12 protein-coding genes are annotated in these 12,454 nt (G+C 64.8%); 2 read left to right on the top strand and 10 right to left on the bottom strand.

The annotated features are described in order from the left end of the window. From DC522_RS30110 to DC522_RS30155, 10 genes are all read right to left on the bottom strand, one after another. Positions 1-572 (bottom strand): SDR family oxidoreductase (locus tag DC522_RS30110; protein ID WP_116532172.1); only part of this gene is annotated, 572 nt, incomplete at its 3' end. Beyond that, positions 569-2,986, bottom strand: a complete 2,418-nt coding sequence (locus tag DC522_RS30115; RefSeq protein WP_116532173.1) for a DUF3141 domain-containing protein — start codon at positions 2,984-2,986, stop codon at positions 569-571. The genes DC522_RS30110 and DC522_RS30115, both read right to left, overlap by 4 nt. A 28-nt stretch (positions 2,987-3,014) precedes the next feature. Then, positions 3,015-3,524 (bottom strand): hypothetical protein, encoded by a 510-nt coding sequence (locus DC522_RS30120; protein WP_116532174.1) that lies wholly within the window; start codon positions 3,522-3,524, stop codon positions 3,015-3,017. A gap of 17 nt (positions 3,525-3,541) precedes the next feature. Then, positions 3,542-4,750 (bottom strand): acetate/propionate family kinase, encoded by a 1,209-nt coding sequence (locus DC522_RS30125; RefSeq protein ID WP_116532175.1) that lies wholly within the window; start codon positions 4,748-4,750, stop codon positions 3,542-3,544. Positions 4,751-4,753: 3 nt separating this feature from the next. Then, entirely contained in the window at positions 4,754-5,734 is a 981-nt protein-coding gene (locus tag DC522_RS30130) for a phosphate acetyltransferase (protein WP_116532176.1), read from the bottom strand. 314 nt (positions 5,735-6,048) lie between these two features. Next, a complete protein-coding gene (locus DC522_RS30135) occupies positions 6,049-6,510 on the bottom strand; it encodes an AraC family transcriptional regulator (protein ID WP_116532177.1) in 462 nt (153 codons plus the stop codon). A gap of 127 nt (positions 6,511-6,637) precedes the next feature. Further along, positions 6,638-8,812 carry a mechanosensitive ion channel family protein gene (locus tag DC522_RS30140; RefSeq protein ID WP_245444692.1) on the bottom strand — a complete coding sequence of 725 codons (2,175 nt, stop codon included), beginning with the start codon at positions 8,810-8,812 and terminating at the stop codon, positions 6,638-6,640. Positions 8,813-8,834: 22 nt separating this feature from the next. Beyond that, the gene (locus tag DC522_RS30145) at positions 8,835-9,137 is read right to left on the bottom strand and encodes a hypothetical protein (RefSeq protein ID WP_116532179.1); all 303 of its coding nucleotides are present in this window, start codon (positions 9,135-9,137) and stop codon (positions 8,835-8,837) included. Then, entirely contained in the window at positions 9,134-9,946 is an 813-nt protein-coding gene (locus DC522_RS30150; RefSeq protein WP_116532180.1) for a DUF2092 domain-containing protein, read from the bottom strand. The genes DC522_RS30145 and DC522_RS30150 overlap by 4 nt, the downstream gene beginning before the upstream one ends. Before the next feature lie 154 nt (positions 9,947-10,100). After that, entirely contained in the window at positions 10,101-11,207 is a 1,107-nt protein-coding gene (locus DC522_RS30155; protein WP_245444693.1) for an AraC family transcriptional regulator, read from the bottom strand. A 504-nt stretch (positions 11,208-11,711) separates the two neighbouring features. On the opposite strand from DC522_RS30155, the gene DC522_RS30160 reads away from it, so the two are divergent. Both DC522_RS30160 and DC522_RS30165 read left to right on the top strand, forming a co-directional pair. Further along, a complete protein-coding gene (locus DC522_RS30160) occupies positions 11,712-12,029 on the top strand; it encodes a hypothetical protein (RefSeq protein ID WP_116532181.1) in 318 nt (105 codons plus the stop codon). A 75-nt stretch (positions 12,030-12,104) separates the two neighbouring features. Beyond that, the gene (locus tag DC522_RS30165) at positions 12,105-12,320 is read left to right on the top strand and encodes a hypothetical protein (protein WP_116532182.1); all 216 of its coding nucleotides are present in this window, start codon (positions 12,105-12,107) and stop codon (positions 12,318-12,320) included. Positions 12,321-12,454: the final 134 nt, after the last annotated feature.

A 12,454-nucleotide genomic window follows, 5' to 3' on the forward strand; every position in this document is an offset into this window, starting at 1 on the left:
CCCAATTCGTAAGCGAGATAGCGGACGGCGCTCTCCAGTGCCGCCTTCACGGGGCCCATCAGGTTGTAGTTAGGCACCACCTTGTTGGCGCCGTGATAGCTCATCGCCAGGAGCGTTCCGCCCTCGGTCATTAACGGCTCGGCGAGCCGCGCCATGCGAATGAACGAATGGCAGGAGATGTCCATCGCCACCTTGAACCCCTCGCCCGAGCTGTCGACGAGGCGCCCCTGCAAATCCTCCTTCGGCGCGAACGCGATGGAATGCAGCGCGATATCGAGGCTGCCCCAGGTCCCGCGGATCTGCTGGAAGACGGCCTCGAGTTCCCCGTTTCGTCCCACGTCGCAAGGCACAAAAATCGAGGCCCCGAGCTCCTGGGCGAGAGGCTCGACATAAGACCGCGCCTTCTCGTTGAGGTAGGTGACCGCGAGTTCGGCCCCGAGCTGGCGGAAGACACGGGCGCAGCCGTAGGCAATCGAATGCTCGTTGGCGATGCCGATGACGAGGGCGCGCTTGCCGTGCAGGACCTTCGACTCGATGGCGACTTTGGGGAGTTCGGTCGGTTGATCGTTCATGATCTTGCCCTCGTGCGTCGGTTGTCGCTGGTTCGACGGGCGGTGCCCGGTCCCGCCACCGCCTTGGGCCGGTCCTTGGACTGGTTCTCCGGCAGCGTCACCGTGATCGGCCTGTGCTTCGAGTTGTCATCGGCCCCGTCTTCGGAGAGGAGGCGCCGGATCTCGTCCAGCAGCGTGATCTGCTTGTCATTGGCCTCGATCTGGCCCTCCAGGCGGTCGAGCAGATTGAGGAGCCTGCGCCGGTCCGCGGAGGTTCGCAGGAGCTTCGGAAGCGCCATGAGCGCCTTCACCGGCTCGAAGTCGACGATGTAGGACTGCTCGCGGATGATCTCGCGGGCGGCCTCCGCCGGCATGTCGAGGAGGCCGATGTCCTTGCCGACAAGCTCGCGCGCCCGTTTCATGGCCGAAAGCCGCCGCCGCCCGGTGCCGGCCTTCATCAGCAGGAGCGCCGCACGGACGATGGCTTGCGTTGGGTCGCCCTCCTCAATGTGCGCCAGCGCCTCCTTGACGAGGGGGGTATTCCGAATGTCGATGGGCTCCTCCGCGACGGCCGTCCGCTCGTCCGCCGCCATGCCGATGCTGGCCGGGCCATAGGCGCGGAAGAAGGTGTTCTCCACCGCCGCGTCGCGCAGGTCGCGATAGAGGTCCCACGAGGCGGACGTCATGGCAGCCGTCCAGCGCTCCATCGCCGCCATCGGGCCCTCGTTGTCGCCCGGCGCCCGGTTTGCCCGGACCAAGTCAGCCATGCCCTTGAGCGGCCACAGGAACGGGTTGAGATCCGACACCGCCCAGCGCTGCGCCCGTTGCGGATGCATGGCCCGCCCCATGGCTGCTCCGGTCGGCGTCACCATCGCCGAAACGACCGGATGGACGAAGGTCTCGTAGGCGGAAGCGAGTGCCTCGGAAGTCGCCTCGACCGTCCTGAAGGGCATCTCGTCCTTACGGCCGTATTTTTGCAGGATCTGCAGGTCCTCGACCCGCCGCTCGGTCAGTATCACGTCATAGCGCACGCTCCCGTTCGTCTTCTGCTCCTCGACCTGCATGCCGTAGAGGCCCGGCGGCAGATGCTCGATGTACTCGATCAGGTCGACGATCTGCGTGTGCTCGCGCTTGGCGACAGCGCCTGAGACGAAGATGCCGAGATGGCCGACGCTCTTGTGCATCAGGCCGACAATGACCTGTCCGTTCGCCTTGAGGGCCTCGGTGGTCGGGTAGATGTCCGCCACCCAGTTGAACGCCTGCTGCGGCGGCGTGATGTTGTCGCCAAGCGACGCGAACAGGATAATCGGTGACTTGATCGCCCGCAGGTCGAAGGCTCGTCCCTCCGACCATTCAGCCTCGCCTTCCGCGAGGTTGTTCCCGACGAACAAGTTCTCGACGATCCACCTGATTTCTTGGCGGTCCATCAGGAAGAACCCGCCCCACCAGCGCTCGAATTCGAGGAAGCGCTCCGGCTCGGTGTCGATCTTCGAGAAGAGCGTGTAGTACTTGTCGAAGTAGGTGTTGGCGGGGTTGAGATACTCGAAGTTCTCGACCAAGTGGGCCCCGTCGAACGTGCCGGCGCCAAGATCGCTGGCCAGGAGCGCGGGCCAGGTGCCGCCGAGGATGCCGCCCGCATAGCGCATCGGGTTCTCGCCGTCGTTGCCGGCCCAGTAGGACATCGGAGCGCCATTGATGACGATAGGACCGACGAGGTCCGGTTCGATGGCGCCGACGAGCATGGAGGCCCACCCGCCCTGGCAGTTGCCGATCACGACCGGCTTGCGGGTCTTCGGATGGTGCTCGCCGACGATGCGGAGGAACTCAGCCTCGGCGCGCGAGACGTCCGCAAGCGTCTGCCCGGGCACCGGCTCGGGGAAGAAGATCACGCAGTAGACCGGGTGCCCCGCCTTGAGCGCCACCCCAACCTGCGAGTCCTGCTTGAACCCACCGATCCCCGGCCCGTGCCCGGCCCGCGGGTCGATGATGACGAAGGGGCGTCGCTCCGGGTCGGTCTCGACGCCGTTCGGCGGGATGATGCGCACGAGGGCGTAGTTGGCGGGCCGCTCGAAGGTGCGGGCGTCTGCGATGGTCTCCCAGTCGAAATCCAGCAGCGGCGGCTTGCCGGCCTTCTCGTGCTCGACCCAATTGTTGCCGCGCTGGCGCAGGGTGTCCCAGAACAGGATGGAGCGCTGCGTGAAGTCAAGCCAATAGGCGCCGACATCACGCCAGAGGTCGAGAGGCGAGGCCGAACGGATGGACCCATCCCTCAGCGGATCACCTGCGGCCTTCACCGCGTCGAGGTAACGCTGCACTGCGTTTGTGCACCGCTCCTGATAGACCTCGGTGACCTTCCTTTGCACGCCGGCGAGTTCGGTCAGCCGTGTCTGCAGACCCTGTTCATCGGCATCGGTCTTGGATTCGATCCGTTGCATGGCTGTTACCCTCCAGGGGCGATTTGCCTTACCGCTTGGTTTCGCCCCACTTGAGGAAGAAACCGACATCGCCCGGCAGGCCGCCCGGCCACTCGATGATCATCGCGCTCAGCCTGAAGCCTGCATTCTTCAGCTGATCACGCCATAACTCGAAGGCCTGACGCGGACGTCCGGTGAGAGTGTCGGGCCAAGTCGGATCCGAGTTGTTGATCGCGCGGCCATGGTCGGTGCACAGCGCGTTGGGGAACCGCATCACCATCAGCTCGGTCTGGCCGCGCTCCGCCGCCGCCCGCAGCTTTGACTTCAGCGGTTGCAGGATTTCCTTCAGGCGCTCAGGTGTCAGGTCGATGGGCTCGGCCATTCGCTTGATCAGGTCCTGGCGCGCCTTCTCGGCGCGGTCCATGCCGTCGACCGACTTGGTGGCTTTCGCCATCTGCATCTCGGTCATGTAGGTCCGCAGATCAGCGGCCGACATGAACGTCTCGTCCGCAAGCTCCTGCTGGGCTTTCTCGTCCGGCTTTGTCTTCAGGGTTTCCATGACATCGATCTCCCTGTTCAGATTGCGAGTTTGGTTTGCGCGCCGCCGAGCACGCTGCGCGTCTGCCGTGCGATCACCAGTTCCTCGTTGGTGGGAATGACCCACGCCGTGGATCCGGATCCGGAAGAAATCCGCGGGTCTCCGGCGCGGTTGGCGGCCTCATCGAGGGTGAGTCCGGCCCAGGCGAGGCCGGCGATCACCTCGGCGCGGGTCGCCACATCGTTTTCGCCAATGCCGGCCGTGAAGACGAGCCCGTCGAGTCCGCCAAGCGCGGCCACCAGCGATCCGATTTCCCGCGTGATGCGGTAGACGAACAGGTCGATGGCGCGTTTGGCATCGGCGTTCGTCGCCGCCTTCGAGCGCAGAACCCGCATGTCGTTCGAGATGCCGGAAACCCCGAGCAGTCCGGACTTGGTGTAAAGCACGCGCTCGGCTTCCTCCGGACTGAGCTTCATTTCCCGGAGCATGAAGAAGACGACACCGGCATCGACGGCACCGCAGCGGGTTCCCATCGGAAGACCGTCAAGAGCGGAGAAACCCATGGTTGTCGCGATGCTGACACCGTCTTTGAGGGCGCACAGGCTCGCGCCGTTGCCGAGATGCGCGACGACCACCCTGCCCCCGGCAAGGCGTGGATCGTAGTCCTTCAGCACGGACGAGATGTAATCGTAGGAGAGGCCGTGAAAGCCGTAGCGCCGCACGCCGCGCTCGCGCATCTCGCGCGGGAGGGCGAACAAGCTCGCGATCTCGGATTGTGTCTGGTGGAAGGCGGTGTCGAAACAGGCAACCTGCGGCATCCCCGGCAGACGGCGACGGACGATCCGGATCGGCTCAAGATTGTGGGGCTGGTGCAATGGCGCGAGCGGCACCAGTGCCTCAAGACTCTGAATGACGGCTTCGTCGACCAGAACCGGGCGTGTAAAGGCCTCTCCGCCATGAACGACCCGGTGCCCAATGGCTGCGAGCTCGCGGCCTTCCTGATGCTGGCGCAGCCACGAGACGAGGTGCATCAACGCCTGTTCGTGCCCGAACCGGTCGTCGGAGCCCCACGTCATCTCGTCGAGGACTGAGCCGCTCGTGTCCTTGACCAGGAAATGCGCCGATCCCCCCAACCCTTCATAGAGGCCTTTCCAGACCAGCCGCGGCGCCGCGCCGTCCAGCATGTCGAAAACCTGGAACTTGAGGCTCGATGACCCAGCGTTGAGGACGATGAGGACGGGCGTCATGGCTCAGACCTCCGGCATGGAGAGCTTCTTGCGCTGCGCTTCGGCGACGAGCGAGGCCACGGCACAGGACGCCAGCCGGGTAATGGTCGAGTCGGCCCGGCTCGTGAGGATCACCGGCACGCGGGCTCCGAGCACGATGCCGGCTGCATCGGCGTCGGCCAGGAAGGTCAGGCTCTTGGCGAGCATGTTGCCGGCTTCGAGATCCGGGACTACGAGCACGTTGGCCTGCCCGGCCACCGGCGACTGGATCTTCTTGATCGTCGCAGCGCCAAGATCGATGGCATTGTCGAGCGCTAAGGGACCGTCGAGGATGCCGCCCGTGATCTGCCCGCGGTCCGCCATCTTGCACAACGCCGCGGCCTCGATGGTCGAGGGCACCTTCGGGTTCACGGTCTCCATCGCCGACAGGATCGCCACCCGCACCGGCTCGACCCGCAGCGCACGGGCGAGATCGATCGCGTTCTGGACGATGTGGATCTTGTCCTCCAGCGTCGGCGCGATGTTGACGGCGGCGTCGGTGATGATGAGCGCGGTCTCGTGGCCGGGAACGTCCATGACGAAGCAGTGGCTGATCCGGCGCGCCGTGCGCAGGCCGCCTTCGCGGCGGACCACCGCGCCCATGAGTTCGTCCGTGTGCAGGCTTCCCTTCATCAGGGCCTCCGCCTGCCCGGACCTAACGAGATTGACGGCTTCTTCCGCCGCCGCATGGCTGTGCGGCGCGTCGACGATGCGCATCCTTGAGATGTCCTTGCCAAGCGCCTTCGCGGCGGCCGCGATCTTGGCTTGGGGCCCGACCAGAATCGGCTCGATCAGCCCAAGTTCGACCGCCTCGTGCACCGCTCCGATAGACGCTGCATCACAGGGATGGACCACGGCCACCTTCAATTTCGGAAGGGACCGGGCCGTTTCGACGAGCCGGTCGTACTTGTCGTGCCGTCGTTGGCCGTGCTGGGACGTGCCCTGGGCTGGAACTGCAACCGTCATGATCGCCTCCACGCGCTGCTCCCGATGGACGGTCGCAATGGACCGCCAGGATGCCGCCGGGTTGGCGAGGGGCTAGCAGGAACGCCACCCATGCCCAGTTTCGCGACCGTCCGGCTTGCTTGCAGACACAAGTATGACCCTTCGGGCATCCGCTGCTTGACCGGTTGAGCCAACGTTTTGACAGTTTAGGACTGCCCAGAGGGAAATGAGCGATGATCCCGCCTTGCCTCCGCCGCAGATCAGGGCGACGAAGCGGCCGGCCTCGTCCTGAAGGGAACAAATGGCTCGTGCTCTCTACCCACTGGATGATCGGATCAGAAAAGTTTGTCCGCACAAAGAGGGGGGCTGCCGGACTCCCGATCCGCACGAAGGCGGCGCGGTTTGCGAGGCCGCGCTTTCCGGGCATAGGGATGGGTGGCTCGCCACGCCGACGGCGTCTGCCCGGACCAGCGCCGAAAGGCGCGGGTGAAGGCGCTCGGCTCGGAGTATCGCAGGACTACCGCGACCTGACTCAACGCCATGTCGGTGTTTTGCAGCAGCTTGCACGCGATCTCGAAGCGGACTTCGTTGGCGACCTGCCGGAACGCCAGACCTTCGGTGCGCAGGTGCCGAGTCAAGGTGCGGCGGTGCATCGAGAAGGCACGGGCGACCGTAGCGGCTGAACAGGTGTCCCGTAGAAGTTCAGTTCGAAGCAAGCGGCGCAGATCCCTAGTGAAGGGGCTGGCGACGGGGGCAGAGTGTAGTCCGTCTGCCCTGCGGGTGGATGGCATCTCCATCGCTCCCTCCCCTTTCCCGACAGACCTACCGTTGCCGAACCGCTCCCATCATATCCGCTCCCCATCCGCGTGCTTGACCGTTTGGGACTTTCTCTTGACAATTGAGGAAGCCAAACGGGACGCCCGACTAGGCGCCCTCCTCGGGCGGGGCTCCCTTGACGAGCTTGAGAGCCTGTCGGGCGGCGGCGGGCTCGGCCTCGTCGCGGCCTGCCACCTGAACGGTGGGGAACGCGAACTTGATCCCGTTCTGGTCAAAGGCCGTCTTGAGCATTGCGTACGCCCTGCGACGGATCACGAACTGCTCGCCCGGGCGCGTCATCATCTTCATGCGCAGCTGGATGGCGAACTCGCCGAATTGCTCCACCCCCTGCATCTTGAGCGGCTCGATGATGTTGGATGCGAATTCCGGATCGGCCGCCAGCTCCTTGCCGACCTGCTTGATGACCTTCTTCGTCTTGTCGAGGTCCGTATCATAGGTGACGTTGATGGTCATCTTGTCGATGACCCAGTCGCGGCTCATGTTCTCCACTGCCCCAAGCTGCCCGTACGGGACCGTGAAGACAGGACCGCGATGGTGCCGCAGCTTCACGGAGCGGAATCCAAGTTTTTCCACGGTGCCCTTATAGCTGCCGCTCTGGATGTACTCGCCGACCCGGAAGGCATCGTCGAGCAGATAAAAGATCCCGCTGATGACGTCCCTGACCAGCGTCTGCGAGCCGAAGCCGACGGCGACGCCGAAAATCCCCGCGCCCGCGATCAGGGGGCCGATGTCCACCCCCAGCGACGAGAGGGTCATCAGCACGGCCACAGCGGCCAGGACGATGAAGGCGGCCATCCGGAACATCGGCAGCAAGGTCCGGATCCGCGCTTGGCTCAAGGCGGCCTCGCTGCCCGGAGGAGCCTCGGCCTGCAGACTCGACAGACGCCGATCGATGTGCGTCTTCACAATCTGCCAGATGAGGTCCGCAACGAGCAGGATGACAATGCTGCTGAGCGCACCGCGAACCAGCCGGGTCACGACCGTGTCGCGGCTGGTCAGCTCGACCAGATCGATGTTCCAGACCCAGGCCAGGAACAAAGCGGCCGCGACGATCAGGAGCGCCCGGATGCCCCGATCCAGGTAAACGGCACCCAGCTCGTGATGGTTGGCGGCCTCCGCGCCCCCCGGCGGCCGCAGCAGGTGACGGGCGGACCGCTGGGTGATCTTCACCGCTTGGGGCAGCACGACGGCGACGACTAAGAGCCAGAACAGACCCATCAGGCCGACGACCCACAATCCCCACAGCAGGACCAGGTAGAGCGACAGCAGCCACGTCCCGAGGACATGGTGGCGAGGAGTATGCTCAGCCGCCTCTGGCACAAGGGTGGGAGAAGGTGGCCATCGCCAAACGGCCTCGACCGCCAGCACCAGAAGGCCGAGCCCCAGGACGTACGCAACGAGCCTGCGTCCGTCGGGCGAGAACCCGAGGGTATGCACGAGCTCGACGGTCGCCCAGCCGAACGCGAACCAGCCGACGAACAGCACAATGCGGCGGTACCAGAACCGGGCCGCCCCGTCGGCCATGGGAACGACGCGCAGGGCTTCAGGATCGTGTTGGCCCACCGCCCGGGGCGAGAGCAGGATCCGGCCGCCAAGGAGAGCGAACCGCAGCAGGAGCGCCGCAAACAGATAGGCGAGCACGATCCGCCTGATCAGGGGTGGCCAATCGAAGACGAGAAACGCGCCGATGCTCCCGATCCCGAAGATCGCCACATGGGCCAGACCGAACGCTAGGCGCCAAACTGTCATCCGCACGCGCTCAGCCACCGTCTCCATTGGACGGGAGATGCTGCGGTCGCGCGCGGAGGCCGTGGCCTTCCGGAAGAGCCACTCGGCCCCAGCGCCGAGGCCGAGAAAGCCGAGCACGAGGAGAATGACATCAAGGAGGGATCGGCTCTGAAGCTCCTTCGACAGCTGATCGGCGGCCCGCCCGACCTCCTGAGGAAGACGGGGCACCGCCGCCACGAGGGAGCCAAGATGCGTCCGCAGCGCCTCGACCCGTGTCGCCATCATCTCGGAACCCATGCCTTGCGGTTCGGAGGACGTGGGCTCGCTTGGGGACGCCGTCTGCCTCTGCTGGTCAATCCATGTCCGGGTGGCAGGATCGTCCAGAAGCCGCAGAAGTTCCTGAACCTGCGGCGGGGGAGCCGCCGGAGCCGAGGCGGTCTGTGCGCCAGCTGGTTCGGCTCTCGCCAGAATCGCGATTAGGAACACGAGGCCCCACAAGCCCACGACCCACGACCGGAATTGTGTTGCCTTCACGGTCCGCTCCAATGAGAGTTGGCTACGGGCAGCGGTAGACGATCTGCCCATAGGAGTTCACGACCTGCTGGCAGCCGGGAGCGGCATAGTAGTATGTGCCTGCCGCCGCAGCGGCTCCGGCTGCCGTCCCGTAGGCGACGGCCCGGCGGGTGGTCCGGCGGGCCACGCCGGCATAACTCATCGGTGTCGCGGGGCGACCCACCCTCGCCTCCGCCCGGCTGATGAACGAGCCGGACGGAATGGGCCCACCACCGCTCCAGAGGAGAGCCGCGCTGCCAGCCAGCAATGCGAGTACAGTAAGACCTGCTTGTTTCGGGATGTTCATTTGGGGCCTCCGGGAACGACGCCCGCTGGAATTTCGTCGATGTCGTTGAGGAGGGTGATCGCGACGCCGGTCGAGCCAGTCGGCGGCTTGAACGCGAAGGCGTCCGGCGCTGGGCTGGCACCGGTCTTCCATTCCCTGAGCCGCAGCGTGTACTGGGGCGCGGCGCCGACCGCCTTGCTCGTGATGACGTATTTGCGCGGCACCGGCCGGTCACCGACCTCGACCCATATCTGCCAGTCGGTGTCGAGATTGCGGAAGGCGAGATGCTCGCACTCGACGCCCTCGACGACGCCGCGGCCAATGTGCTTGGCTTCCAGCACTCCTGCCATCAGTTCCTCGTAGGGCTTCGACAGCAGGAGATCCGCGCCGGGAATTTCGAGTGGCGCCTCGGTCCGGAGCCTGTCGACGACCTCATCGAAGGTACCGGCTCCCGGAACCTGGGCGAACCGGTTGCCGCCGCGGTCGAAGACCGTCACGTTGGACCCATCCGAGATGAGTTCCACCTCGGCGTAGCCGCCGATGCGGCTGACGCGGAACTTGTTCGGACGGCTCATGGTGACCTCGCCTGAGGCGCTGAACTGGATCTTCTCTACGGCCGGGCTCACCACCTCGACGTCGGTATCGTACTTCAGGGACAAGTTGTCCTGACGGCTGACGTAGTCCGACATGGCCTTTAGGATGTTCTGGGCTGCCCCCTCTTCCGCCCATGCGGCGGGCGCAGGAACACCCATAATGGCCATGGCGGCGAGAAGGCCCAGCGCCGGCCCTGTGAGCACGGCGCCTGGACGCAAACAAATCCTTCGGTTCATAGTGTGATCCTCCCTGGATTTCCCGGGAGTGAAGCAGCGGGACCACCCGCGCTCACCCCGCGGGATCAACAGCCCGCAGGATCACTCTAGGCTTCCCAGGGGCCCACGCTTGACCGGCGGGGACAATCCCTTGACAGTTTTGGCCGCCAGCGCGTCAGCCCGCGTGGCCTTCACCGCGCCACGCGGTCGGCGTCTGGCCCGACCAGCGCCGGAAGGCGCGGGTAAACGCGCTCGCCTCGGAATAGCCCAGCGCCGCCGCGATCTGCCCCAACGGCACCTCGGTATCCTGCAGCAGCTGGCGTGCGATCTCGAACCGGATCTCGTTCGTGATCGCCCGATATCCCATGCCGCTGCCCTGCAGGCGACGGCTCAGGGTGCGCCGGTGCATCGCCAGCAGAGCGGCGATGTCGTCCGCCGAGCAGCGTTTGCTCGTCAGCCGGGTGCGCAGCAGCCGCCGGATATCGTCCGAAAGGGCGGAGCCCTGGGTGCCCTTGATCTGCTGGATCCGCTCCTCCAGCAGAGCCCTCACCATGGGATCGGCACCGTCGATCCGGCGATCCAGATCACTGGTCGGGAAGAGGATGACGGCCGTCTCCTGATTGAATCGGACGGGAGCCCGGAAGTGGCGCAGATAGGGCTCCTGATCCGCTGGTGCGACTCGGGGCAAGAGCACCTCGATGGGGTTCCAGGCGTGGCCGCACAGGGCGCGCAGGGCGTTGACCGCTACGGCAAGGGATCCGTCCGAGATCTGATCCGCGCTCTCGGCCTTGGGCTGGTAGACCGAGAAGGTGAACAGGGCCGTGTCTCCGATGGTCGTCAGCGACGGGACGGCCCCCCGGTTCTGAATGCTCAGGTTGGACACAAGTGCGCGCATGGCATCGCCCACCGTCTCCGAGTGACGCATCAGGCGACCGACTATGCCCAGCGACAGGATCGTGGCGCGCCGTCCGACCAGAAGCCCGAAATGCGGGCAGCCCGTGCGGGCCACGCACAGGGCGAGCAGCCGGCCCAAAGCGGCATGCGGGATGACGTTCGAGCCATCGTCAAAGAGGCACGGATCGAGCCCCGCCTCGCGAATGACCGGATCGGGATCGATGCCGAAATCGCGCAGGGTCGGGGCGATCTCCTTGGCGACCCCCAGGTGGATGTAGCCGGGCGGCAGCGTCCGTCCGGGTCCCGCCAAAACCGTTGGCGGGGTCAGTGTGGAGTTCCCTCGGCCGGTACTCGTGGACGGAGGCACGATGCTTTTGATCATCGTCATGGCCGCCTCGCCAGATTCTAAAGAGTCACTCGAAAGCTAAAGGGTCTCGCGCAACTGCACGGTGTGAAATCGCACGGTGGGCGTAATCAGACGCGTTGTTGAGAACCAATACTTCTTGGATACTCGCGCAGCTTAACCACCGATTGGGGCCATTTCACGGAGGTTGCCTCCCATGTCCGTTTGGTCAAGGGCCTGTCCCAAAGCGTCAAGCCAGCTGGTCCGATTAGTGTTCTCTTAGAAATATTGGTCATTTCTGAGTCTTTCACCACCGCCTTCCCCATCCTATAAACTGCTGGGCTTGTGAGGGACCCTCAACTGGGCAGAATTCTGGCAGAAGTTTCGAGTGAGCTTGGATCTGCGATGGTTCGACGCTCGTCCTCTGCGGCGGCAAGGCAGATTTGAGAGCTGCTGTCCTGATTAGGCGCACCAGAAGCCGCACTTGAATGGCCCACAGAAAATCAAGCAGGCTGGTTTAGTGCGTTATTTCCAAAACGGAGAAGCGCCATGGTCTATCGCCTTGCCGTTGTTGCTGTTTGCCTACAAGTGATCTGCTCAGCCGCTCTCGGGCTTGAGACCCCAACCGTCTGGCGGGATCCGGATACCGGCTGCGCCTATCTGCTTACACCTCAGGGCGGCGTCTCCCCTCGCTTTCGGCGCGATGGTGCACCGGACTGCCCTGATGCCAGTGCACCCTCTCGCTTTGTTGACGAGGCTATGCGCGGGCTCTCAGAAGGACTCGAGACATTGCAGCGGGAGATGGAGCGCCTGCGGGAACGCTTCCGCGGTAAAGCACCAGCTGAGCGGCTGGAGGAGAAAACCTGAGTGCTTTCGGCGTGATCAAGTGGAACTCCGCAGAAGCTCCGCCGTTGTCTCGGCCCAAAGACCAGGTGAACGCTCATGAGCCAGCAGAATACCGCCTACACCGGCACGATCCGGCACCGTGCCGAGGACGACCTGTTCCATTTCGACCGGGCTCGGGCTCCCAAGCCCACAGAGTGCGACACAGGCCAGCTCAGCGCCAAAGTCTCGGCACGGCACTGGGTCAGCAGTATGCGCCCGCGCTGGCTGGTCAGCCCGGCTCAACCCCTTGTTCGCCCCCGCTGCGAGGGGTGACAGGCCTTTAGCCTGTTGATAGCGAGCAATTCGGCCGCGTTCTGTTGATGATGCGTCCCGGTCTCAGTCATTCTGAAAGGTGTGGGGCAGAAGCCGTTCGAAGCGGTTTCGCGTAATCGCATAGCACTCGCAGA

Source organism: Microvirga sp. KLBC 81, assembly GCF_003075415.1.
In the GTDB taxonomy this organism is placed as follows: domain Bacteria; phylum Pseudomonadota; class Alphaproteobacteria; order Rhizobiales; family Beijerinckiaceae; genus Microvirga.